Raw genomic sequence first — 20919 nt, 5'->3', positions numbered from 1 at the left:
GGTTAAAGGGCCTTCAAACCCTGCAACAGCGCTTGATGAAACCGCGCCGGTTCTTCCATCTGCGGCGCATGGCCCAAGCCGTCGAACTCCACCAAGGTCGCATGGGGAATCAGCTTGGCCACCTGCTTGCCCAGCACCTGGTAGTTGCCGACCCTGGCCTTCACGTCCGGTGGCGCCAGGTCTTTGCCGATGGCGGTGGTGTCGCTGGTGCCGATCAGCAGCAGGGTGGGCGCTTGCACGTCCTTGAACTCGTAGTACACCGGTTGGGTGAAGATCATGTCGTAAATCAATGCCGAGTTCCAGGCCACCAGGGTATGCCCCGGTCCTTGGTTGAGGCCGACGAGCATGTCCACCCATCGCTCGTATTCGGGCTTCCAGCGGCCCACGTAATAGGTGTCGCGCTCGTACTTGCGCACGCCGTCGGCGTTCAGTTTCAGCTCGCGCTGATACCACTGGTCAACGCTTTGGTGGGGCACGCCCAAGGCCTTCCAGTCTTCCAGGCCGATCGGGTTGACCAGTGCCAGTTGTTCGGTTTGTTCGGGGTACATCAAGGCATAGCGCGTGGCGAGCATACCGCCGGTGGAGTGGCCGAGCAGCGTGGCTTTTTGAATGCCGAGCTTTTCCAGTAACTGGTGGGTGTTGAGCGCCAGTTGCTGGAAGCTGTACTGGTAGTGCTCAGGCTTGCTGGAGGTGCAAAAGCCGATCTGGTCCGGCGCGATCACCCGGTAACCCGCGTCGCTCAAGGCTTTGATCGAGTCTTCCCAAGTGGCGCCGCAGAAGTTCTTGCCGTGCATCAGCACCACGCTGCGGCCGTTGGCTTTACCTTTGGCCGGGACGTCCATATAGCCCATCTGCAGGCTTTTACCTTGGGACTCGAAGTTGAAGCGTTCAACCGGGTAGGGGTATTGGAAGCCTTGGAGTTCAGGGCCGTAGGTGGCGGCGAACACAGGCGCGGCGCTGGCGGTAAGCAGGCCGGCGACGCATAAGTCACGGATGGAAGGCATGGGCATCAACTCCGGGAAAAGATGCTCCGAATGCTGTTTGGGGGGGATTAACGGGGGATTAACACACCCGCTGCAGGGTTACTGCGTCGAGCCGCTGGCGTGTTCCAACCGATGCTTGAGCCGGTCCAGCGCGATACGCGAGAGCTCGATCATGCGCTCATGCAAGGTCATCAGTTGCAGTTCGGTCTCATAGGTCAGTACCCGCGTAAACAGCGTGCCGCCAGGCTGTGTCTGTAGGCAATAATGCAGGGAACCGTCGACCACCACTGAGGTGAACACGGTCATGAACTCAAAGGGGCAGCGCGCAATGTGTACGCGGTAGCTCAGCGGCACGCGGATACCCAGCAGGTCGATGATTTCGGTAAAACGCGCACCGGTCGGCAGGGAGCCGTGGGTGCCGGTGTCGGCGCTGAGGGAGGTGGGGTGCCATTCGTGCCAGCGGTCGGGTTGGGTCACGTAGTCGTAGACGGCCTCGACCGGGGCGTGGATGAACCGTTCCTGGCTGATTCGCTCCACGCGGATCGGATGCTCGATAGCGTGCATGACACACCTCCTGTGTGGCGGGTTTTAAACCAGGAGCTGTGAGAATAGTCCGACTCCCGCGCTTTGCACGGGAGTATTCAGGCGTGGATCAACGCACTTTGAAGCGCCCCATCAAGGCAATCACTCGGCCATTCGCTTCCAGCAGGCTGTGGGTATTGGTTTCAGTGGCATGGCCGCTTTCGACCAGCTCTTCTACCATATGTCGGATCTGTACCATGCTGCGGTTGATCTCTTCGGTCACCGCGCTCTGTTGCTCGGCGGCCGTCGCGATCTGGGTGCTGAGGTTGTTGATATGGCTGACCGAACCGGCCATTTCATCGAGCCCGCTGTTCACCCGCGCGGTGGCATCCGCCGCCGACTGGCAGCTGGCCTGGGTGTTTTCCATGGCGGTGACCGATGAGCTTACGCCGGTGGTCAAGCGCGCCAGCATCTCGTTGATCTGCGACGTGCTGGCCTGGGTGCGTGCGGCGAGTGCGCGCACTTCATCGGCCACCACGGCAAAACCGCGGCCTTGTTCGCCGGCCCGCGCCGCTTCAATTGCGGCGTTGAGCGCCAACAGGTTGGTCTGACCGGCGATGGCGCCGATCACGCCGAGGGTTTCGGTGATACGTGCGGCGTCCTGGCGCATGTTCTCAACGGTGTGGGTCGCGCTGGCGACTTCACCGATCAAGGCGCTGACACTGGTGGACGCTTCGCCCACCACCACCCGGGAACGATCGGCGTGTTCGTTGGCGCGCTGGGTGAACGCTGCGGTTTCAGCGGCGTTTTGCGCGACGGTGTCGGCGGTGGAGCTCATTTCGGTGATGGCGGTCACCGTCTGGTCGGTTTCTGAAGCGTGGCGCACCAGGATCTGGTTGGTGTGCGCGGAGGTCTGCTGCAGCTGCGCAAGGCCCGAGGCCATGGCGCCGGTGGCCTGGGTCACTTCGCCGATCATGTTTTGCAGGTAGACGATAAAGTGGTTCACCGAGTGACCGATGGCGCCCAGTTCGTCTTCGGCGCGGATGGTGATGCGCCGCGTGAGGTCGGCGTCGCCGGCGGACAGCGCGTCGATATTGCCCTTGAGCGCTTTCATGCGCTGTACCAACTGGCGAATGGCATACGCCGCGAGCAGCACCAGCAGGATCACCATCGGGATTTGCAGCAACGCCAGGCTGCCGAGCACGTCATTGCGCTGGGCGGTGATCAGCGAGGTGGGCAGGGCGGTCGCCAGGAACCACGGGGTGCCCTCGATCGGACGCATGTAGAACGTGCTGGCCACGCCCTGGTTGTCAAACTCGCTGCGTTGCAAGGCCTGGTCACGATGGGCCAGGGCTTTGCTGACCTGGGCGGCAAAGGCCGAGGTGCCGGTCAGTTCGCTGATGTTCTTCAACACCACCGGGCTGCTGATGCGCGAGCTGTTGCTGATGATCTTGCCGTCGCCTTCGACGATCAGCATTTGCCCGCTGATGTCTTTTTCCTTGCTGGCCACCAGGTCATTGAAGAAGCCCAGGGTCACGTCGATGGTCGCCACGCCATAGGCGGCGCCGTCACGCTGGATCGCCATGGCGCAGTTGGTGCGCGGCTCCTGACTGGCGTCGTCCTTGTAGGCGGCGGCCCAGGCGCATTGGCCACGGGGCGAGGCGAGGCCGCCCTTGTACCAGCTCTGGTCGTAATAGTTGGGCGCGGGGTCACTGTTCCAGAAGGTGTTGACCGCCAACTTGCCCGAGGCGTCACGGTGCCAGAACGTGCTGTGTTTGTTACGCCCAGGCGTGCGCTGGTTGGGCAGCGGCCAGATACCGCCGCCGAATACTTTCAGCTCGCCGTACTGATCCACCAGGCCGGGCAGGACCTTGTCGATGGCGTCGCTGTCGAGCAGCGGAATCGTTTGAGTGATGGTGCGTTGCTGGGCCTGAACCTTGTTCAGTTCGCCCTGGATCTGTTCGGCCACTTCGCCGATGCGATTGAGTACCACCTGTTCTTCGGTGTATTGCAGCTTGGGCGCGACCAACTGGCCGATACCCACGACAGTCAACACCAATAACACCAGGACGAACAGCACCAGGAACAGGGTATAGCGAGCTTGGATGGAGCGCAGTGGGGGCATGGGATCGTCCTTACGAAGCGTTATTGTCGGCGCGGCTTTGTTAGAGCTTCGTAGGGCTATCGGCTTGGACGGTAGGAGCTTTAGGTAGGTGTGTGTAAGAAAGTGCCGACGCCGTCGAGCGGCGCCGCCAGGTCAGATATTGAGCATCGACATCACGTCCTCGGGGTAACGCATGCCGGCGGTTGCGTGCGCCGGGAAGATCGCTGCCAGCGCCGACACTTCGGTCGGCGTCAGGCTGATCGACACGGCCGCCACGTTCTCTTCCAGGTATTTGCGCTGCTTGGTGCCTGGGATCGGTACGATGTAGTCGCCCTGCGCCAATACCCAGGCCAGCGCCAGTTGGCCCGCCGTGATGCCTTTATCCGCCGCCAGCGCCTGCACCTGTTTGACCAGTTGCAGGTTTTTCGAAAAATTCTCGCCCTGGAAACGCGGGTTGAATCGCCGGTAGTCGTCAGCGCCGAAATCTTCCGGGCTTTTCAGTGCGCCGGTCAGAAAGCCCCGGCCCAACGGGCTGTAAGGCACGAAGGCGATGCCCAGCCGTTGGCAGGCGGCGAGGCAGCCGTTGTCTTCCTGCTCGCGGCTCCACAGTGAGTATTCGCTTTGCAAGGCGCTGATGGGGTGGACCTTATGCGCCCGTTCCAACGTGGCGGCAGACGCTTCGCTCAGGCCCAGGTAGCGCACCTTGCCCTGTTGCACCAACTCGGCCATGGCGCCGACGGTTTCTTCGATGGCCACCTCGGGATCGATGCGGTGCTGGTAGTACAGGTCCAGGGTTTCAATGCCCAGGCGTTGCAGCGTGCCGTCGATGGACGTGCGAACGTACTCGGGGCGCCCATTCACACCGCGCAGCGCCGGGTTCGCCGGATCGCGCAGGATGCCGAACTTGCTGGCCAGGAACACCTGATCGCGCTTGCCGGCGATGGCCCTGCCGATCAACTGTTCGTTGGTGTGGGGGCCGTACATGTCGGCGGTATCGAGGAAGTTGACCCCCAGTTCAAGGGCGCGGTGCAGGGTGGCGATGGCTTGCGTGGTGTCGAGGCCGGGGGTATAGAAGTCGCTCATGCCCATGCAGCCGAGGCCGATGGCGGAGACGTGTGGGCCGTTCTTACCGAGTTGACGAGTGCGCATGGTTCAGCTCCTTGGATGAAGGCGCCTATTGTCGCCCTCGACAAAACCTGGATAAACCGGCTAAAAGCACTATCACTATTTGGAAATTCTTAATAATCCTCAGAGGCTCACCGTGGACCGTTTCAATGCCATGCGCGTTTTCACCCGGATTGTGGAGTTGGGCGGGTTCGCCAAGGCGGCGGACAGCCTGCAACTGCCGCGCGCCTCGGTGACCGTGCTGATCAAGCAACTGGAGGCACACCTCGGTGTGCAACTGCTGCAACGCACCACGCGCCAGGTCAACCCGACCCTCGACGGTGCGGCGTACTACGAGCGCTGCGTGCAGTTGCTCACGGACCTGGAGGAAACCGAGGCGGTGTTTTCCTCGCGCCGGCAAAACCCGCGAGGCAGGCTGAGCATCGATATGCCGTCGGGCATTGGCCGTCTGATCGTGATTCCGGCGCTGCCGACGTTCACCGCGCTGTACCCGCAGATCGAGCTGGATATCGGACTCAATGATCGCCCGGTGGACTTGATCCGCGAAGGGGTCGATTGCGTGCTGCGCGGTGGCCTGGCGTTGGACGAATCGCTGGTGGCGCGACCGCTGGCGATGATGGACCAGTTGACCCTGGCCAGCCCCGCGTACCTGCAGCGCATGGGTGTGCCCACCAGCCTGGACGACCTGGCCCGGCATCAGATGATCGAGTACGTCTCCAGCGCCAGCGGCAAGCGCTTTGGCCTTGAATTCCAGCTCGGCACCGAACTGCGCACGGTCAACTTGGCGAAGCTGGTCGCGGTAAACAGCTCCGATGGGTATTTCGCCGCCTGTGAAGCCGGCTACGGGCTGATCCAGGCGCCGCATTATCACGCCATGGAGCAACTGGCCGAGGGCACGTTGGTGGAGGTATTGCCGCAAGTGGCGGTGCCGACCATGGCGCTGACTGCGCTGTACCCGCCGCATCGTCAGCTGTCCCTGCGGGTGCGCGTGTTTGTCGATTGGCTGGTGCAGCTGTGCGCCGCGCCGAGCAATGGCTTGCGGCGCTAGCTTTGCGCGCGGCGGTAGGCGCCCGGTTGTTGCCCGGTGACTTTATGGAAGGCGCGGGTAAACGCTGCCACTGATTGATAGCCCACCGCCAGCGATACATCCGCCACGGTCTGGTCCGCCTTGAACAACTGGCAGGCGTGGCGCATGCGCATCATCAACAACACCTGGCCGGGTGATTGTCCGCACAGTTCATTGAAGCGTTTGAAAAACGCCGAGCGTGACAGCCCGGTGCAGGCGGCCATGCTCTCCAGCGTCCAGTTTTCGGCCGGGCGTGCAATCAGCTGTTCCAACAAATTGGAAAATGCCGGGTGCCGAGCGAGTGCCGCCAGGCCGCCCAATTCGGCGTTGTCGAGCACTTGTTGGCGCAGCACATATAGAAACAGCAAATGACAGAGGCGTTCGAGCAGGGCCGAGGAGGGCGCCGGCTGGCGCTCGCACTCTTGCAGGATCAGTTCGAACAGATTGCGCGCGGCAGTCAACGACGGGTCGCCGGCGCGCAGGATGATCCAGGCGGGCAGGTTGTCGACGATCATCGCCGACAGCCCGGACTGGAAATGAAAGAAGCCGCAGACCAGGCCCACACCGTCCGTGGCGTTGTTGTCGAGCGCCAGCATCGGGCGGCGCGGGCATTCCTGCGCGCCCGCTGCGGTGTCTGCACCGGACAGCAGATATTCCAAGTCGCGCAGCAGGAATACCGCATCGCCGTTGTTCAGGTACTGCGCCGGCTGGCCGTGGATGTGCAGCCAGCATTCGCCTTGCACAATCAGATGAAAACTCGCCCTGGCCAGGCCATGGGTACTCGCATGCCAGTCGCCACAATAGCGGCCGACATGGAACAGACTAGTGTTGAGTTCGAGGCTGTCTAATAACCAATCGACGAGTGCGCTGGACGAATTCATCTAATGAAAAGACTCTAGAGCAAGTAATCGCTACTTTAGCCTATTGAGCGGTTTTTTTATAACCAACAGACTGGAGTCATTCACCCATGAGGAGACCACTCCATGTCCCGCGTACCGCTGCTCACCCCTGAAACCGCGCCGCAAGCTGCCAGGCCCTTTCTGGAAAACGCGCTGAAAGGCTCAGGGTTCATTCCCAATCTGCTCGCCGTGCTGGCCAATGCTCCGGCCGCGTTGGAAACCTACATCACCGTTTCCGGCCTGAATGCCAAGTCGGAACTGAGCCTGGCTGACCGCGAAGTGGTGCAACTGATCGCTGCCACCCAGCATGGTTGCGATTTTTGCGTGGCCGGGCACACCGCCGTCGCGCGTAACAAAGCCAAACTGCCCGAAGACGTGATTGACGCGCTGCGCCAGCGCGGCGAATTGCCCAATGCACGCTATGAGACACTCGCCGCGTTCACCCGCGAAGTGATCGCTACCCGTGGCGATGTCAGCGATGCAGGCTATGACGCGTTCCGCGCCGCCGGCTACAGCGACGGGCATGCGCTGGAAGTGATCCTGGGCGTCAGCCTGGCCACGCTGTGCAATTTCGCTAATGTGTTTGCGCGCACGCCGCTGAACCCGGAGCTGGCGCAATACCGTTGGGAAAAACCGGCAAGCTGAACCGGCGATGGTCCACCTGTAGGAACAAGGAGAAACGTACATGCTTGACCCAATCTTGAGCCGTTGGCTCGATGTTCAAGCGCAGGCCCTGGACGTGGGCAGTTGCGATCCACAGGAAGTGCTGCCACGGCTGGCAGAGGCCAATGTGTTGCGCGTTGGCGTGCCCAAAGCCCTGGGTGGCCTGGGCGGCGACGTGGCCGGGGCCGTGGAGGCCATCGCCAATATCGCCAGCCATTCCCTGGCGGCCGCGTTCGTTTGCTGGGGCCAACGCTCGTTTATCGAATACCTGCTGCAGAGCCCCAACGCGCCGCTGCGCGAGCAACTGCTGCCGGACTTGCTCAGCGGCAAGCTGGCCGGCGCCACCGGGCTGTCGAATGCGATGAAGTTCCTGTCCGGCATCGAGACGCTGCAGATCAGCGCCGAACCCAACGATCACGGCTGGACCCTCAATGGTCGCCTGCATTGGGTGACCAACCTGCGCAAGAGCGGCTTCGTCGCCGCAGCGGCCGTTGAACACGCGGCTGGCGGCGCGCCGTTTATCCTGGCGATTCCGGATTCGGTGGCCGGCTTGCTGCGCTCTCGTGACCTGGAGTTGCTCGGGCTGCAGTCGAGCAATACCGCCGCCCTCGGCCTGGAAGGCGTGGAGCTGAGCCGCGACTGGTTATTGCATGAGGACGCGCGCCAGTTCCTGCCCGCCGTGCGCCCGGCGTTCCTGGGTTTGCAATGCGGCCTGTCGATCGGGCTGGCGCGCCGCTCCCTGGCGGAGGTGGCTCATCATTTGGGCGCTTCGCGCACCGTGCTGCGCGAAGAACTCGAAGCGCTGCGCGTGACCCTCGATCACTTGGGCAACGAACTCAAGAACGGCCTGCTGGCCGGGCGATTCGCCGCTGAACCGGTGCCGTTGTTCAAATTGCGCATCGCCCTGGCGGAAACCGCCGCCAGCGCTGTGCAGCTGGAATTGCAGGCCAGCGGCGGCAAGGCCTACCTCACCGCCCACGGCAGCGGCTTTGCCCGGCGCTGGCGGGAATCGGCGTTTGTGCCCATCGTCACGCCCAGCCTGGTGCAGCTGCGCACCGAGCTGCACCGCCAGGCCAACCTATGAGCCTCGCGGTATTGACGGCGCAGGGCGTTTGCCTGGGGTATGCCAGTGGCCCGGTGTTGGAAGGCTTCGACCTGCAGTTGCAGCCTGGCGAAGTGGTGTCGATCCTCGGCCCCAGCGGCGTGGGCAAGTCCAGTCTGTTACGTGTGCTGGCCGGTTTGCAGGCGCCCCAGGGCGGCAGCGTACGCGTGCTGGGTGAGCCTTTGAACGGCCCGCATCCTCGGGTGGCGGTGGCGTTTCAGGACCCGAGCCTGCTGCCGTGGCTGAACCTGGAAAAGAACGTCGCCTTCGGCCTGGATTTCGCCCGGCAACCGCACCTGGGCAATGAAGAGCGCCGCCAGCGTGTGGACCATGCGATCGCCGCTGTCGGCCTGGAACACGCCCGCCACCAATTTCCCGCGCAGCTGTCCGGCGGCATGGCCCAGCGCACCGCATTGGCCCGCTGCCTGGCCCGCCAGCCACAGGTGTTACTGCTGGACGAGCCCTTCGGCGCCCTCGACGAAGTGACCCGCGCGGACATGCAGCACCTGCTGCTCAAGGTCAATCGCGAACAGGGCTCGGCGGCAGTGCTGATCACCCACGACATCGACGAAGCCTTGCTGCTGTCTGACCGCATCCTGCTGCTGGGGAACCGCCCTGCGCGCACCTTGGGCGAGTGGCAAATCGACTTGCCGCAACCGCGTGAGGACCAGGTCGAAGCCATTGGCGCGCTGCGCATCGACATTCTTAAAACCCTGCGGCAGGCGAGCCGCCCTCAACCCAACCCCCTTGATCTGCTGGAGCTTAGCCATGTGTCTGGATGACCTGACCCACTCGCGTCGCGACTTTCTCAAACTCTCGGCGGTGCTCAGTGCCGCTGGCGCCTTGCCGTTGCTGAGCAGCCTGCAGGCGCGCGCCGCCAGTGAGCCCGACGCGCCGGTGCGCATCGGCTACCTGCCGATCACCGACGCCACGCCGCTGTTGGTCGCGCACAATAATGGGCTGTTCGAAGCCGAAGGCATCAAGGCTGAACGCCCGGTGTTGCTGCGCAGCTGGGCCCAGGTGATCGAAGCGTTCATCTCGGGCCAGGTCAACGTGATTCACCTGTTGTCGCCGATGACCGTGTGGGCGCGCTACGGCAGCAAGGTGCCGGCCAAAGTGGTGGCATGGAACCACGTTGGTGGTTCGGGCCTGACCGTGGCGCCGGGGATCACCGACGTGAAGCAGCTGGGCGGCAAGTCGGTGGCGATTCCGTTCTGGTATTCGATTCATAACGTGGTGGTGCAGCAGTTGTTCCGCGATAACGGGCTGACGCCGGTGGCACGCGCGGCGGGCGGTGCGATTGGCGCCAATGAAGTCAACCTGATCGTGCTGCCGCCGTCGGACATGCCGCCGGCATTGGCCAGCAAGCGCATCGACGGTTACATCGTCGCCGAGCCATTCAACGCCCTGGCCGAGAACCTCAAGGTCGGCCGGGTGCAGCGCTTTACCGGCGACATATGGCGCAACCATGCCTGCTGCGTGGTGTTCATGCACGAGCATGACCTGACCAACCGCCCTGAATGGTCGCAGAAAGTGGTGAACGCCATCGTCAAGGCCCAGGTCTGGACCCGTGACCATCGCGAAGAGGCGGTGAAGCTGCTGTCCAAGGACGGCCCGAACCGCTACACGCCGCATGCCGAACCGGTGTTGAGCAAGGTGCTCGCGCCTGCCGCCGCCGATCGCGCCGGGTACCTGGCCGATGGCGCGATCCAGCACGCCAACTGGGACGAGCACCGCATCGACTTCCAACCTTACCCGTTCCCCAGCTACACCGAAGAACTGGTGCGCCGCCTCAAAGACACCTTGATCGAAGGCGACAAGCGATTTCTCGCCGACCTCGACCCGGCCTTTGTCGCCAAAGACTTGGTGGACGACCGCTTTGTGCGCAACGCCATCGAGGCCGTCGGCGGCATGCAGACTTTCGGCTTGCCCGACGGTTACGCGCGGCATGAGGAGATTGGCGTTTGAACAACGGAAAAACCGGCGCGTGGCCGGGCTGGTTGCTCGGGTTCGGCGGCCTGGCCGGATTGTTGGTGTTGTGGTGGCTGGGGGTAGAACTGTTTGGCGTGGCGGACGGCCTGTCGGCGCGCTTTTCCCTGGCGGCGACCTTCAGCAGCCTGTGGGAATTGCTCGGGCGCGGTGAGCTGTATGTGCACATCGCGGTGAGCCTCAAGCGCATCTTCGTCGGGCTGTTCCTGGCCTTGCTGGTTGGAGTTCCGCTGGGTCTGCTGGTGGGCAGTTCACGCAACCTGGAGGCGGCGACCACGCCGGCCTTCCAGTTTTTGCGGATGATCTCGCCCTTGTCCTGGATGCCCATCGTGGTGATGCTGATGGGGGTAGGGGACCAACCGATCTATTTCCTGCTGGCGTTCGCCGCCGTGTGGCCGATCATGCTCAACACGGCGGCGGGCGTGCGCCAGCTCGACCCGCGCTGGCTGCAATTGAGCAAGAGCTTGAGCGCGACGCGCTGGGAGACGTTGCGACGGGTGATCATTCCGGGCGTGGTGGGGCATGTGTTGACGGGCGTGCGCCTGGCCATCGGCATTCTGTGGATTGTGCTGGTGCCGTGCGAGATGCTTGGGGTCAGTGCGGGGCTTGGGTATTACATCCTCGATACCCGTGACCGGCTGGCGTATTCGGAACTTATGGCGATGGTGTTGCTGATCGGGCTGCTGGGGTTTGCGCTGGATACGTTGGCGCGGTGGCTGCATCAGCGCTGGGTGCATGGCGGGTAGCGGTTTTTCCAGGGTGAGCGTCTCGCTGGCAGCGAGACGCTCGTTCATTCAGCGGTGCTCGTAGCCTGGGCCACCGCCGTAGCGATGGTCATGCCAGCCGCCGCCACCTCGTGGGAAAAAGAAACAGCCGCTCAGGGTCAACATGATCAGCAAGGGAATCAGCAGGGTGATGCGACGCAGCATTTGGGCAATCCTCCAGGGACTCACAAGGTCAATCGGGCGCGGAACGAGCCAAAGCTTTTCATCGCCTGTAACATGAGACCTTGCCGCCCTGCGTCCATCCCCGTTTTCGGGTATGTGCTTGGCATCTGCGGCGATACACACTGGATACATTCTTTAAGGTTCAGGAACTCGTCATGACCCAGAAACAACGCTTGAAATACTCGATTCTGATTGCCCTGGCCGTCCTGGCCTCGATGTTCGGCCTGTCCTACCTGCAGAACATTGGCGCCATCAGCGAAAAAACCTTCCAGTACCTGGCCATTGCGATCGCCGTGGTGGTGGTCGTGATCAACGGCGTCATGCGTCGCAAGGTCAAGCCAAACTTCTGATGCGCGCGTGATTCAGGCGCGTCCCTCGAGCACTTTGGCGGCCTCTTCATGGAGGCTGTAGCTCTTGTCGGCATTGAGGGTGATCACGCCCTCGCTGCACAGGCGCTTGAGAACCTCGCGCACGCTGAGAAACGACAACGGGATGCCCAGCTCCAGCAAATGGCTGTGCACACCGCGCACGCCGAGGGTGCGCTGGTTGCCGGCAGCGGTGAGCAGGGCGTCGATGACCTTCAGTCGGATCAGGCTGGTGCGCAGACCGAAGCACTTGAGCAAATGGCGAATACGCTGGTTGCCCTGCTGTTCGGGCGTTTTGCCGAACCCATGGGGGGTGTTGCCGACATTGGCCTCGGCGGTCGATGAATGTCCATCCGTGGGCACTTGCGGGTTGTACATGCAAAAACTCCTTATCAGAGCCTGATCAGGAAAATGATGGTGCTCTTATTCAATAAGACGAACGAACGCGCAAAATCATGAAGTGCAGGATGTAGAAATTTTGTCGGTATCGGGTTTGTCACAGTGCGAGCGCCCGGAATAAACCGCCCACGCCATTAAATTATTTTCGGTTGGCTGCGTCCTTACGGTGGGGGAGTTGTCCCTACCGAGGGTGTTCAATTTGACTGTGGAGTCGGCGTGATTATTTTCAACGGGTTGTCCAGGGTATGCGTGGCAGGGCTGTTGCTGGGAATGAGCCTGGCGGCATCGGCGCGGGAGCCGGTGGTGCAGGCGTCCACAGAGATTCGGCGTACCACCTACGGCGTGCCGCATATCCGCGCCAATGATGAGCGCGGCCTGGGTTTCGGCATCGGCTATGCGTATGCCCAGGACAACCTGTGCCTGCTGGCCAATGAAGTGATCACGGTGAACGGCCAGCGCGCCCGGTTCTTCGGCCCCGAGCAGGCAACCCTGGAGGAACGCAACAACCTGGCCAGCGATGTGTTCTTTACCTGGCTCAACACACCCGACGCGGTGGAGGCGTTCTGGAAGGCGCAAACGCCGCAGATCCGCCAACGTATCGAAGGCTATGTGGCCGGTTACAACCGTTATCTGAAAGAGCAGGGCGCGCCGGCGCAGTGTCAGGCGGCGTGGGTGCGGCCGCTGGTCAAGGAAGACCTGATCAAGTTGACCCGTAGGCTGCTGGTAGAAGGCGGTGTCGGCCAATTCGCCGAAGCCTTGGTGGGCGCGACGCCACCCCAGGCCACCGCCGCCGTGCAGCCCGACGCCAAGGCATTCGAAGTGGCCGCTGCCAATCAACAGCGCTTCACCCTTGACCGGGGCAGTAATGCCGTGGCGGTGGGCCGCGACCGTTCCTTCAATGGGCGTGGCATGTTGCTGGCCAACCCGCATTTCCCGTGGGTGGGCGGCATGCGTTTTTACGAGATGCACCTGACGATCCCCGGCCAACTGGATGTGATGGGCGCGGCGCTGCCTGGGTTGCCGGTGGTGAACATCGGCTTCAACCAGCACGTGGCCTGGACCCATACGGTGGACACCTCCAAGCATTTCACCCTGTATCGCCTGACGCTCGACCCCAAGGACTCCACGCGCTACCTGCTCGATGGCAAGTCCGTGCCCCTGGATAAAACCACGCTGACGCTGCAGATCAAGCAGGCCGATGGCAGCGTCAAGGACGTCACCCATACGGTCTACAGTTCACAATTCGGCCCGGTGGTGCAGTGGCCCGGCAAGCTGGATTGGGACAACCATTATGCCTTCAGTCTGCGCGACGCCAACCTCGGCAACGACCGCGTGCTGCAGCAGTGGTACGCCATGAACCGCGCCGGCAGCCTCGCGGAGTTGCAAACTTCGGTGCACACCCTGCAAGGCATCCCCTGGGTCAACACCCTGGCCGCCGATGATCAGGGCCAGAGCCTGTACATGAACCTGTCGGTGGTGCCCAACGTCAGCGCTGCCAAACTGGCGCAATGCAGCGACCCGCGCGCCGGCCTGCAAATGATCATGCTCGACGGCAGCCGCAGCGCCTGCGCCTGGGACATTGACCCACGGGCCGCCCAGGCCGGCATTTTCGCCGCCGCCCAATTGCCGCAACTGCAACGCACGGACTATGTGCAGCATTCCAACGACTCCGCGTGGATGGCCAACCCCAAGGCGCCGCTTACCGGCTTCTCCCCGGTGATCAGCCAGGACAACATCGGCCTCGGCCCCCGCGCCCGATTCGCCCTGCAACGCCTGCAATCCCTGGAGAAACAACCCATCACCGTCAGCGCCCTGCAAAACATGGTCATGGACAACGAGGTGTACCTCGCCGGGCAAGTCATGCCCGACCTGCTGCAGTTCTGCGCCAAACACCTGGGCAACGATGCTGCCGCGCTTGAGCCGCTGTGCACCAGCCTGAAAAACTGGGACCAACGCGCCAACCTCGACAGCGGCCTGGGCCTGGTGCACTTCATCAACCTGGTGGAACACCTGCAGCAAATACCCGATGCCTGGCGTGTCGCCTTCGACCCGGCCCACCCGCTGACCACCCCCAGCGGCCTGGCCATCGACCGCGCACCCGTGGCCAAAGCCCTGCGCGAAGCCATGCTGGCCTCGAGCACCGCAGTAGACAAACTCGGCGTCAGCCGCTGGGGCGACATCCAAGTCTCCGGCCAAACCCCGATCCACGGCGGCCCGCAGGAGTTGGGCACCTACAACGCCATGCAAACCGTACCCCGCGCCGACGGCAAACGCGAAGTCGTCAGCGGCACCAGCTATTTGCAAATCGTCACCTTCGACGACAAAGGGCCCCAGGCGGTCGGCGTACTGGCGTTCTCCGAGTCCAGCAACCCTGAGTCAAACTACTCCAAGGACCAGACCCAGGCATTCTCCGAGAAAAAGCTGCGCCCACTGCCATTCACCGACGCCCAGATCAAAGCCGACCCGCAGTACCAAGAGCAACGCATCCAGGAGTAGGGCAGGCACGCAGCCCCTTGATGCCAATGCGAAATATTTTTGAAATCAAGGGGTTGCAGGCAAAAGCAAATGAGTACATAATGGCGCCCATCGAACGCAATGAAGCATTAAAAACTTCAATGTATTCAATGAGTTAGAGTAGAGGCGCGCTTCACGTAGCCCACTCAAGTTTGTATGCGATGAATGCCAGCAACACAGGCATTGATCGTTTGAGGCCGAGTAGCAAAATGGTTATGCAGCGGATTGCAAATCCGCCTACGCCGGTTCGATTCCGACCTCGGCCTCCACTCTTAAAAGCCCCGCAGCCATTAGGTTGCGGGGCTTTTTTTATGCCTGCGGATTTTGCTCGGTCTGGCAATTGGGACAATCCTGGGACACTGAGATAATTTGCATGTCCCAAGGACCATCGGCAAAATCCGCTGCATGGCGACTATCGAGCAGCGTCCCAATGGGACATGGCGGACCAAGATCCGCAAAAAAGGATACCCGGCACTTTCTGCTTCGTTTGACACGAAGGCGGAGGCGCAGCGGTGGGCTTCTGAAATCGAGGGGGATATGTCGCGCAAGCGCTTCGTCGATACCAGGGAGGCTGAAGCCACCACTGTTGCGAAGGCGTTGGAGCGCTATGCGCGGGAAGTATCTGCGCAGAAGAAGGGTGCCCGCCAGGAGCTGACCCGGATAAAGACGTGGTCCGACAGCAAGTACGGCAGCAAATCTATGGCCGAACTGCGGTCGTCTGACCTGGCCGAGTACCGCGATGCGCGACTGGCCGCCGGCGCGTCAACAAATACCATTCGGCTGTCGCTGGCCCTCATCAGCCACCTGTACACCGTCGCAATCAAGGACTGGGGGATAGAGGGGTTGAGCAATCCTGTTGCAAAACTTCGCATGCCCAAGGGTAGCAGGGAGCGTGATCGCCGGCCGACGGCCGCAGAGCTGAAGGCCGTCATCAAGGCTGCAGGCGAAATCCATGCGGAAATGCCGGTGATCATCGAGATTGCCGTAGAGACAGCAATGCGTCGTGGCGAACTGCTAACGCTCCGGCGTGCCGACATCAAGGGCAAGCATGCGTTGCTGGAAGATACCAAGAACGGCAGTCGCCGACTTGTGCCGCTGTCGATCCGGGCCCGCGCGCTGCTTGAGTCGTTGCCAGCGCGCATCGATGGCCAGGTGTTCTCCCTAGCGCCGCACTCTGTCAGCCAGTATTTCCTCCGCGCATGCAGGGCCGCTAAGGTGCAGGACCTCCACTTCCACGACCTGCGCCATGAAGGCACATCACGATTGTTTGAGAAGGGGCTTTCGATCATGGAGGCGGCCAGCATTACTGGGCATAAAACCATGAGCATGCTCAAGCGATACACCCATTTATGCCCCGATACGCTGGCCGACAAGCTCGGTTAACCGACACGGGCGAGTGTCGGCGGTGTCTGACGCTTACGCCCAGGTCGAGCTGGCGAATGCCGGCCTTCCTCGCATTCCTGCAGAAACCGGCGCACCGTGCTGACCCTCCAGCAGATCCGGCTTCCTTGCTTGAAGAAGGGTGGCAGCCAATATGCGCCGGCCTGGCGCGCGCTGCGGATTGATGACTCAGACCGGCCCAGCAGCTTTGCAAGTTCCGGGATGTGGATTATTTCTTGCTCCATAGCAGGCTCCTGGCGCAGCAATGAACTTGGCGCGCTTATAGTTTGTTTGGGTGTCCTTGCCGCGCTGGGCGGCAGAAGGTGGGTTGGGGTTATGCTCTTTCGCAGAGATCCAGACCGATCTGGCTTACGCGATCGACGCAGGCTGGATTCAGCCAGATGCATTCGGTTCGGTTTGCGGTGCCGCGCCCTGCGCTGATGCGGGCGGATGTGCTGTAGCTGGCCCAGCCTGGCAACAGCTCCGCGTAGAGGTCGCTGGGGTATCCCGAAAGCACGACCATTCCTTCTAGATCGAGCAAAGCCTCGAGCAGTTCGCGATGTGCTGCGTCATCCATCTCGTGCCTGTAGTAGCGTCCGCTCGACGCACCCTTGTACCTGGTGTCGTGCACGTATGGCGGGTCGACGTAGTGCAGTGTCTGCGGCCCGTCATGCGCATTGATCACCTCGATTGCGGGTCTATTTTCGATCAACACGCCGCTCAGCCTCTGGCCAACCTCGGCAAGTTGCTCCGGATAGGAGGCCCAGAGTGACTGGGCTGCGCCGTATTGGCGCTTGGTGTCGATGCGGAATCCGGTCACGCCCTTGGTGGCGCCGGCGGAGCCGAACCCCATTTGCGCCCTGATGATGGTCCGCCTTGCACGCTCGATCGGCTCGGCGCTCGGCTCCCAGGACAGTTCGAACTCTTCGCGGGAGTAGGGCGTGAACACAAGTCGCTCGACAAGCCCTGATCGCGAATCCTGATCCTGCAACACTCGGAAAAGGTTAACGATGTCGCCGTCGAGGTCGTTGTATACCTCGGCATACGATCGAGGCTTTTGCATCAGTACGCCTGCGGCGCCGCCGAACGACTCGACGTAGCAGGTATGCGGTGGGAAGTGTTGCAACACCCACGGCGCAAGCCGGAACTTGGCGCCGTGGTACCGGATGACCGGGGCGGTGATGGTCATAATTATCTTCCAGGCGTGCGCCCGCCGCTCACCGGCAGGCATGTAGGGGGATTGGGGTTAGGCTGTTGCTTTGATGGTTATGCCGGCGGCAGTCATTGCAATGCGCACATCGATGACCGGTACCAGGCCCATGGCGCAATCGGCGGTGTCGTCCTTCTCACGGTCGAGTCGCCCGTCGTTGTCCCAGGCCTCGACGGCGGGCAGGTCCACCACCAACATCTCGCGGGAGCGCTTGAACCAGTGCCACGCCTTGGCGATGCACGGGTCACCGTAGCTGCCGTTTGAGAGGCGGCAGTTTTTGACCAGGGCTGGGAGGCGGTGAGAGTGCTCGCAGTAGTCGGCCTCGAACTCATCCTGCAATGTTTTGGGCATGCCGGGATCCTTGCCGCTATAGCGGCTGACTTTGAAGGGGGAGGGGTTACAGCTGGTTTGTGATCTGGGCGTGCGCGCGGGCGCCGTTCATTTCCGCTTCTGTAGCCAGGCGTCCGGATACCCACTGCCCATCAGGATGTTTCTTGAAGGTCCAGCCGTAGTGCCTGTTAGCCTGATCGATCATGACTGCGTACTCGCCACCAACCGTCTCAATCATGCCTTTGATGCGATCCTTCTCGAACGTCGCAGGCGTTAACGCTGCCGGCTCCGTATTACCCCGACACACAGCCAGCCGCTCCACCGGATCGAGCGCGCCGTAATTGATGGGTGCCGCCGCTACCGGCGCGGGCTGCTCGCGATCAGGATACGCGCCGGGCAGAGGAGACATCGCTGGTTTGGCAGCTTGCTTAGCGCGGATCTGATCGACCTTGGTCCAGATACGGGCCAGCTCAGCCTCGCCAGCGGCATGCATGTCCAGGTCGCCGGCCAGGCACAGGGCCGCCAGGGTGACCATTACGCCGCCGACTTCCTGCGAAGGCTCGCCGGCATGGCGGCCATAGACGTAGTCAACCAGCTGGTTCGCCTCGTTTGCGGTACAGCCGAAAGCCTGAACCACCTCAAGCGCTTCCTCCAGGAAACGGTGATTTCGCTCCTGGCGATCTGCGGCAATCACTTCGCCAAAGCACTCCAGCATCCACGGCTCAACGCGGGACTGGAACGGCGCGGGCTGCTCGGCGTAGAGCGGGATGACTCGAACGTCAGTGTCAAGCCGCAGAATTTCAATTCGCCTTTCTGCTTGCGTGAACAAATAGCTATCTCCAGAGTCCGCCCATACAACGTGCCATCCGTACGGGGCCGGCGTAGATGGAATGTCTTTGCAGCAGCCAAAGCCTTCATTTTCCGGGCAGCTCGCAGGGTTACCGCTGCACTCGGGATAATCCGGCTTGGCATCCAGCAGGGCGCGCAACTCAAGAACGTGGTTGATCTGGTGGCATGCGGACTGGGCTGATGCGTAGTGAACGCCAGCCGCCTTGTCGATGATGATCGCTCGTAGTACATCGCGTGCCTTCTCGAGCGCAGCGGCTGCCTCACGCGGCACGCCGTCAATCGTTTGGTTGGCGGTCATGGCTTCTTCTGCTCCGATCCGAGGGCGAACAATAAACGCCCGATCATTTCAACGCGGACACCGGCCTTCTCATTGGCAATCGGAGTCCTTGCACGCAACTGGGCCCGGTTCGCGTTTTGGTATTCCTTTGCGACCAGGCCGGCGATCAAACCCCATTCGTTTTTGGTTAACTCACGCATAAATCACCTCATCAAATCAGTTGTGCCAGTGCCAGCAGGCACCAGCAGTAGGCGGGGAGTTGAGTCATGGCTTGAATACCTCGCCGCACTCCGGGCAGCCACGTTTGTTGCCTTCGCTGTGTTCGCAGGCATCGCCACCACCCTCTGCTGGCTTGAGTGCGGCGTCAGCGATGCTCAGTACTGCTTCGACCGACTCGACAGCCATTGCTAAGTCGCTCTCTGCGAACGACTGGCACCGGAACTGAACGCGGGAGAGTGCGGTAATCAGCACGTCCGCCCGCTCATCCGCTGCGGTCAGGCGCTGTTGCAGGGCCGCCTCGCGATCTTTCCCTGCGTCGAGCGCCCTGATTGCCTGGGCGTGCTTTCGGCGCCAGTGCAGTACGGCGTCCAGTTCTTCAACCGTTTGAATTACCTTGCTCATACTCAAAACCTCAATTGTCTGTGCCGGTGTAGGTGCGCCATGGCACCTTCACGCCGTTGACCAGAAAGCCCCAGTCACCGCGCCATTTGCTGGTGATGAAGAGGGTATAGACGCCGCCGGGCGATAGCTCGTCGATGCGGTGGTATTCGCCGTGGTTGAGCCGAGCGGTGTCGCCGGCGTGCCGGTCGATGTATTCGGTGGCCTGGGCTCCGGCTGGAACGTTCAGGCCGGACAACACCGGGTCTTCGCTGTCGAGCAAGCGCTGTTCGGTGTACCAGCCCTCGAGAATGATCGTCCGTGCATTCCATGGATGGTCGTGCAGATCCCGGTCTTCGTCGGGCCGCATGATGTGGTGCACGCGGAACGACCACGGGCACCACCACAGCGCGGGCTTGTGCGTTTCGCGGGAGTAGGGGTTGAACAGCCACCAGCGGCCCATGTACATCTCGGTGCCGTCGGCGGACATGATGTGCAGGTACGGGGTGCGCTGGGCGCGGGCGATGAGCCAGGCGGCAACCGCCGGGCGCGCAAGCAGCTTGGCGACAAGGCGCCAGAACAGGTCGATCACGGGGAGTCCTTGCCGGGCCATGCCCGGGCGGTGGAGTGGGAGAGTTATTCGCATAGCCCGTAGGCTGAAGAGCAGCTGTTCTGGCTGTCGGTACGGGCGATCAGGTCGACCATGTCGAACTGGCGGCCGCCGCGAGCGGTGTTGCTCCAGTCGACGATCCTGTCAATTCCGTGCGTGACAGCGCTGACCTTGTCATCTGACCGGACGGTGGGGTCGGTGACGGTGGCGAAGAACGTAGCCGCGCCGCGCTTGCTGGCGATGCTCACCAGTCGCTCCCACTCACGCACCCGGTCAACTTCCTCTGGCCACCTGGCCGCGATCTGTCGGAGCTCGTCTTTCGCGCACATGATGCAGGGCATGCAGCCAACACGATTGCAGCCTTGCAAGTACAGCGGGTTCGGCTTGATGCCGGCGGCTCGGTGGGCCTCGAAGACAGAATCAACCGTCCACTTCAAGATTGGCCGATAGTTGAACAGGCCGCCTCCAACCTCATCGCACTCTGCAAGGTACCTGCGGGCCGGCGATTCATCAGCTCGAACGCCTTGCCAGGACAGCAGCATGTTCTCGCCGTCCATGAGCGGCAGGTATACCTGCTCGATGATTGGATTGCGCTTGAGCTCGTCGGTGCAGAAGCGCGCTTTGGTGCTGGGGAATCGGCCTTTCCACAGGCACAGGTCCAAGAACGGGTTGCCAGTCGGGTGAAGGACTTCCAGGGCGCCCAGCACCACCGATTCCGCTACACCTTTTTCGCGCCACTTGGTCTCGATGAACTTGCGCTTGCCGGCGATCTGCCTGGAGAAATCTGCCTTCACCCACCGGATGGGGATGCCCGTGGCTTCGCCCAGGTAGCGGAGATAGTCGTACGTCTCTGGATGCTCATGCCCGGTGTCAGCCACTACAGCGCTGAGGTTCGGCACCTCTAGCTCGCGGGCGACCAGCAGCGTAGCCGTGCTGTCTTTACCGCCGCTCATGCTGACGATGTTGTGAGTAGGCATAGGGGATCCTC

24 protein-coding genes and 1 tRNA gene are annotated in these 20919 nt (G+C 62.0%); 10 read left to right on the top strand and 15 right to left on the bottom strand.

Annotated features, from left to right (window positions below; all coding sequences use genetic code 11):
- Window positions 1–2: 2 nt before the first annotated feature.
- The 4 genes from C4J88_RS14890 to C4J88_RS14875 form a co-directional block, all read right to left on the bottom strand.
- On the bottom strand, window positions 3–1004 hold the full coding sequence (locus tag C4J88_RS14890; protein ID WP_124367197.1) for an alpha/beta fold hydrolase: 1002 nt from the start codon (window positions 1002–1004) through the stop codon (window positions 3–5).
- A 78-nt stretch (window positions 1005–1082) separates the two neighbouring features.
- On the bottom strand, window positions 1083–1547 hold the full coding sequence (locus tag C4J88_RS14885) for an SRPBCC family protein (RefSeq protein WP_124367196.1): 465 nt from the start codon (window positions 1545–1547) through the stop codon (window positions 1083–1085).
- An 88-nt stretch (window positions 1548–1635) separates the two neighbouring features.
- The gene (locus C4J88_RS14880) at window positions 1636–3630 is read right to left on the bottom strand and encodes a methyl-accepting chemotaxis protein (protein ID WP_124407398.1); all 1995 of its coding nucleotides are present in this window, start codon (window positions 3628–3630) and stop codon (window positions 1636–1638) included.
- A gap of 132 nt (window positions 3631–3762) precedes the next feature.
- Window positions 3763–4758, bottom strand: coding sequence for an aldo/keto reductase (locus tag C4J88_RS14875; RefSeq protein ID WP_124370849.1), 996 nt, complete (start codon window positions 4756–4758; stop codon window positions 3763–3765).
- Between the two features lie 112 nt (window positions 4759–4870).
- Between C4J88_RS14875 and C4J88_RS14870 the strand changes: the two genes are divergently transcribed.
- Window positions 4871–5782, top strand: coding sequence for a LysR family transcriptional regulator (locus tag C4J88_RS14870; RefSeq protein WP_124407397.1), 912 nt, complete (start codon window positions 4871–4873; stop codon window positions 5780–5782).
- Here C4J88_RS14870 and C4J88_RS14865 read toward each other — a convergent pair.
- Complete coding sequence (locus tag C4J88_RS14865; RefSeq protein ID WP_124407396.1) at window positions 5779–6681, bottom strand: AraC family transcriptional regulator; 903 nt, start codon at window positions 6679–6681, stop codon at window positions 5779–5781. The two genes, C4J88_RS14870 and C4J88_RS14865, sit on opposite strands and share 4 nt — an antisense overlap.
- 102 nt (window positions 6682–6783) lie before the next feature.
- Here C4J88_RS14865 and C4J88_RS14860 point away from each other — a divergent pair, with 102 nt between their 5' ends.
- From C4J88_RS14860 to C4J88_RS14840, 5 genes are read left to right on the top strand one after another with little or no spacing between them, the layout of a single operon-like run.
- Window positions 6784–7344 (top strand): carboxymuconolactone decarboxylase family protein, encoded by a 561-nt coding sequence (locus C4J88_RS14860; protein ID WP_124367191.1) that lies wholly within the window; start codon window positions 6784–6786, stop codon window positions 7342–7344.
- Window positions 7345–7384: 40 nt separating this feature from the next.
- Window positions 7385–8446 (top strand): acyl-CoA dehydrogenase family protein, encoded by a 1062-nt coding sequence (locus tag C4J88_RS14855; RefSeq protein ID WP_124367190.1) that lies wholly within the window; start codon window positions 7385–7387, stop codon window positions 8444–8446.
- Window positions 8443–9246 (top strand): ABC transporter ATP-binding protein, encoded by an 804-nt coding sequence (locus C4J88_RS14850; protein ID WP_124407395.1) that lies wholly within the window; start codon window positions 8443–8445, stop codon window positions 9244–9246. Before C4J88_RS14855 ends, C4J88_RS14850 begins: the two co-directional genes overlap by 4 nt.
- Window positions 9233–10432: an ABC transporter substrate-binding protein gene (locus C4J88_RS14845; protein ID WP_124407394.1), complete on the top strand. Its 1200-nt coding sequence runs from the start codon at window positions 9233–9235 to the stop codon at window positions 10430–10432. Before C4J88_RS14850 ends, C4J88_RS14845 begins: the two co-directional genes overlap by 14 nt.
- The gene (locus C4J88_RS14840) at window positions 10429–11199 is read left to right on the top strand and encodes an ABC transporter permease (RefSeq protein WP_124407393.1); all 771 of its coding nucleotides are present in this window, start codon (window positions 10429–10431) and stop codon (window positions 11197–11199) included. Before C4J88_RS14845 ends, C4J88_RS14840 begins: the two co-directional genes overlap by 4 nt.
- A gap of 48 nt (window positions 11200–11247) precedes the next feature.
- Here the strand turns inward: C4J88_RS14840 and C4J88_RS27770 are convergent, their stop codons facing one another.
- Window positions 11248–11382, bottom strand: coding sequence for a hypothetical protein (locus tag C4J88_RS27770; RefSeq protein WP_256657411.1), 135 nt, complete (start codon window positions 11380–11382; stop codon window positions 11248–11250).
- 173 nt (window positions 11383–11555) lie between these two features.
- Between C4J88_RS27770 and C4J88_RS14835 the strand changes: the two genes are divergently transcribed.
- Window positions 11556–11750, top strand: a complete 195-nt coding sequence (locus tag C4J88_RS14835) for a hypothetical protein (protein ID WP_124407392.1) — start codon at window positions 11556–11558, stop codon at window positions 11748–11750.
- A 12-nt stretch (window positions 11751–11762) separates the two neighbouring features.
- Here C4J88_RS14835 and C4J88_RS14830 read toward each other — a convergent pair whose 3' ends face one another.
- Window positions 11763–12143 carry a fe2+ zn2+ uptake regulation protein gene (locus C4J88_RS14830; protein WP_124370842.1) on the bottom strand — a complete coding sequence of 127 codons (381 nt, stop codon included), beginning with the start codon at window positions 12141–12143 and terminating at the stop codon, window positions 11763–11765.
- A gap of 237 nt (window positions 12144–12380) precedes the next feature.
- Between C4J88_RS14830 and C4J88_RS14825 the strand changes: the two genes are divergently transcribed.
- From C4J88_RS14825 to C4J88_RS14815, 3 genes are all read left to right on the top strand, one after another.
- The gene (locus C4J88_RS14825) at window positions 12381–14660 is read left to right on the top strand and encodes an acylase (RefSeq protein WP_124407391.1); all 2280 of its coding nucleotides are present in this window, start codon (window positions 12381–12383) and stop codon (window positions 14658–14660) included.
- 213 nt (window positions 14661–14873) lie between these two features.
- Window positions 14874–14947, top strand: a tRNA-Cys gene (locus C4J88_RS14820).
- 136 nt (window positions 14948–15083) lie between these two features.
- Window positions 15084–16061 carry a site-specific integrase gene (locus tag C4J88_RS14815; RefSeq protein WP_124407390.1) on the top strand — a complete coding sequence of 326 codons (978 nt, stop codon included), beginning with the start codon at window positions 15084–15086 and terminating at the stop codon, window positions 16059–16061.
- On the opposite strand, the gene C4J88_RS14810 is transcribed toward C4J88_RS14815, so the two are convergent.
- The 8 genes from C4J88_RS14810 to C4J88_RS14775 all read right to left on the bottom strand — a co-directional run bounded on the left by C4J88_RS14810 (window position 16058) and on the right by C4J88_RS14775 (window position 20908).
- Window positions 16058–16303, bottom strand: coding sequence for an AlpA family transcriptional regulator (locus tag C4J88_RS14810; protein WP_124407389.1), 246 nt, complete (start codon window positions 16301–16303; stop codon window positions 16058–16060). The two genes, C4J88_RS14815 and C4J88_RS14810, sit on opposite strands and share 4 nt — an antisense overlap.
- A gap of 89 nt (window positions 16304–16392) precedes the next feature.
- On the bottom strand, window positions 16393–17247 hold the full coding sequence (locus C4J88_RS14805) for a DNA adenine methylase (RefSeq protein ID WP_124407388.1): 855 nt from the start codon (window positions 17245–17247) through the stop codon (window positions 16393–16395).
- Between the two features lie 57 nt (window positions 17248–17304).
- On the bottom strand, window positions 17305–17619 hold the full coding sequence (locus C4J88_RS14800; protein ID WP_124407387.1) for a hypothetical protein: 315 nt from the start codon (window positions 17617–17619) through the stop codon (window positions 17305–17307).
- 46 nt (window positions 17620–17665) lie between these two features.
- Entirely contained in the window at window positions 17666–18745 is a 1080-nt protein-coding gene (locus C4J88_RS27540) for a hypothetical protein (protein ID WP_218567100.1), read from the bottom strand.
- Window positions 18742–18924: a hypothetical protein gene (locus C4J88_RS14790; protein WP_124407386.1), complete on the bottom strand. Its 183-nt coding sequence runs from the start codon at window positions 18922–18924 to the stop codon at window positions 18742–18744. The genes C4J88_RS27540 and C4J88_RS14790 overlap by 4 nt, the downstream gene beginning before the upstream one ends.
- Before the next feature lie 64 nt (window positions 18925–18988).
- Window positions 18989–19345 (bottom strand): hypothetical protein, encoded by a 357-nt coding sequence (locus C4J88_RS14785; protein ID WP_124407385.1) that lies wholly within the window; start codon window positions 19343–19345, stop codon window positions 18989–18991.
- Window positions 19346–19355: 10 nt separating this feature from the next.
- Window positions 19356–19913 (bottom strand): hypothetical protein, encoded by a 558-nt coding sequence (locus C4J88_RS14780; RefSeq protein WP_124408628.1) that lies wholly within the window; start codon window positions 19911–19913, stop codon window positions 19356–19358.
- A gap of 44 nt (window positions 19914–19957) precedes the next feature.
- A complete protein-coding gene (locus C4J88_RS14775; RefSeq protein WP_124407384.1) occupies window positions 19958–20908 on the bottom strand; it encodes a phosphoadenosine phosphosulfate reductase family protein in 951 nt (316 codons plus the stop codon).
- Window positions 20909–20919 lie beyond the last annotated feature (11 nt).

The organism is Pseudomonas sp. R4-39-08, from assembly GCF_003852275.1.
Lineage (GTDB): Bacteria > Pseudomonadota > Gammaproteobacteria > Pseudomonadales > Pseudomonadaceae > Aquipseudomonas.
The sequence above is the reverse complement of the archived record's forward strand: the minus strand, read 5'-3'. Positions and strand labels throughout refer to the sequence as shown.

Excerpts from the sequence above, each read along its gene's own strand:
- C4J88_RS14850 (WP_124407395.1), top strand. The coding sequence starts at position 8,443 with ATGAGCCTCGCGGTATTGACGGCGCAGGGCGTTTGCCTGGGGTATGCC.
- C4J88_RS14785 (WP_124407385.1), bottom strand. The coding sequence starts at position 19,345 with ATGAGCAAGGTAATTCAAACGGTTGAAGAACTGGACGCCGTACTGCAC.
- C4J88_RS27540 (WP_218567100.1), bottom strand. The coding sequence starts at position 18,745 with ATGACCGCCAACCAAACGATTGACGGCGTGCCGCGTGAGGCAGCCGCT.
- C4J88_RS14885 (WP_124367196.1), bottom strand. The coding sequence starts at position 1,547 with ATGCACGCTATCGAGCATCCGATCCGCGTGGAGCGAATCAGCCAGGAA.
- C4J88_RS14890 (WP_124367197.1), bottom strand. The coding sequence starts at position 1,004 with ATGCCTTCCATCCGTGACTTATGCGTCGCCGGCCTGCTTACCGCCAGC.
- C4J88_RS14845 (WP_124407394.1), top strand. The coding sequence starts at position 9,233 with ATGTGTCTGGATGACCTGACCCACTCGCGTCGCGACTTTCTCAAACTC.
- C4J88_RS14855 (WP_124367190.1), top strand. The coding sequence starts at position 7,385 with ATGCTTGACCCAATCTTGAGCCGTTGGCTCGATGTTCAAGCGCAGGCC.
- C4J88_RS14875 (WP_124370849.1), bottom strand. The coding sequence starts at position 4,758 with ATGCGCACTCGTCAACTCGGTAAGAACGGCCCACACGTCTCCGCCATC.
- C4J88_RS14815 (WP_124407390.1), top strand. The coding sequence starts at position 15,084 with ATGGCGACTATCGAGCAGCGTCCCAATGGGACATGGCGGACCAAGATC.
- C4J88_RS14805 (WP_124407388.1), bottom strand. The coding sequence starts at position 17,247 with ATGACCATCACCGCCCCGGTCATCCGGTACCACGGCGCCAAGTTCCGG.
- C4J88_RS14830 (WP_124370842.1), bottom strand. The coding sequence starts at position 12,143 with ATGTACAACCCGCAAGTGCCCACGGATGGACATTCATCGACCGCCGAG.
- C4J88_RS14865 (WP_124407396.1), bottom strand. The coding sequence starts at position 6,681 with ATGAATTCGTCCAGCGCACTCGTCGATTGGTTATTAGACAGCCTCGAA.
- C4J88_RS14860 (WP_124367191.1), top strand. The coding sequence starts at position 6,784 with ATGTCCCGCGTACCGCTGCTCACCCCTGAAACCGCGCCGCAAGCTGCC.
- C4J88_RS14790 (WP_124407386.1), bottom strand. The coding sequence starts at position 18,924 with ATGCGTGAGTTAACCAAAAACGAATGGGGTTTGATCGCCGGCCTGGTC.
- C4J88_RS14880 (WP_124407398.1), bottom strand. The coding sequence starts at position 3,630 with ATGCCCCCACTGCGCTCCATCCAAGCTCGCTATACCCTGTTCCTGGTG.
- C4J88_RS14835 (WP_124407392.1), top strand. The coding sequence starts at position 11,556 with ATGACCCAGAAACAACGCTTGAAATACTCGATTCTGATTGCCCTGGCC.
- C4J88_RS14810 (WP_124407389.1), bottom strand. The coding sequence starts at position 16,303 with ATGGAGCAAGAAATAATCCACATCCCGGAACTTGCAAAGCTGCTGGGC.
- C4J88_RS14775 (WP_124407384.1), bottom strand. The coding sequence starts at position 20,908 with ATGCCTACTCACAACATCGTCAGCATGAGCGGCGGTAAAGACAGCACG.
- C4J88_RS27770 (WP_256657411.1), bottom strand. The coding sequence starts at position 11,382 with ATGCTGCGTCGCATCACCCTGCTGATTCCCTTGCTGATCATGTTGACC.
- C4J88_RS14800 (WP_124407387.1), bottom strand. The coding sequence starts at position 17,619 with ATGCCCAAAACATTGCAGGATGAGTTCGAGGCCGACTACTGCGAGCAC.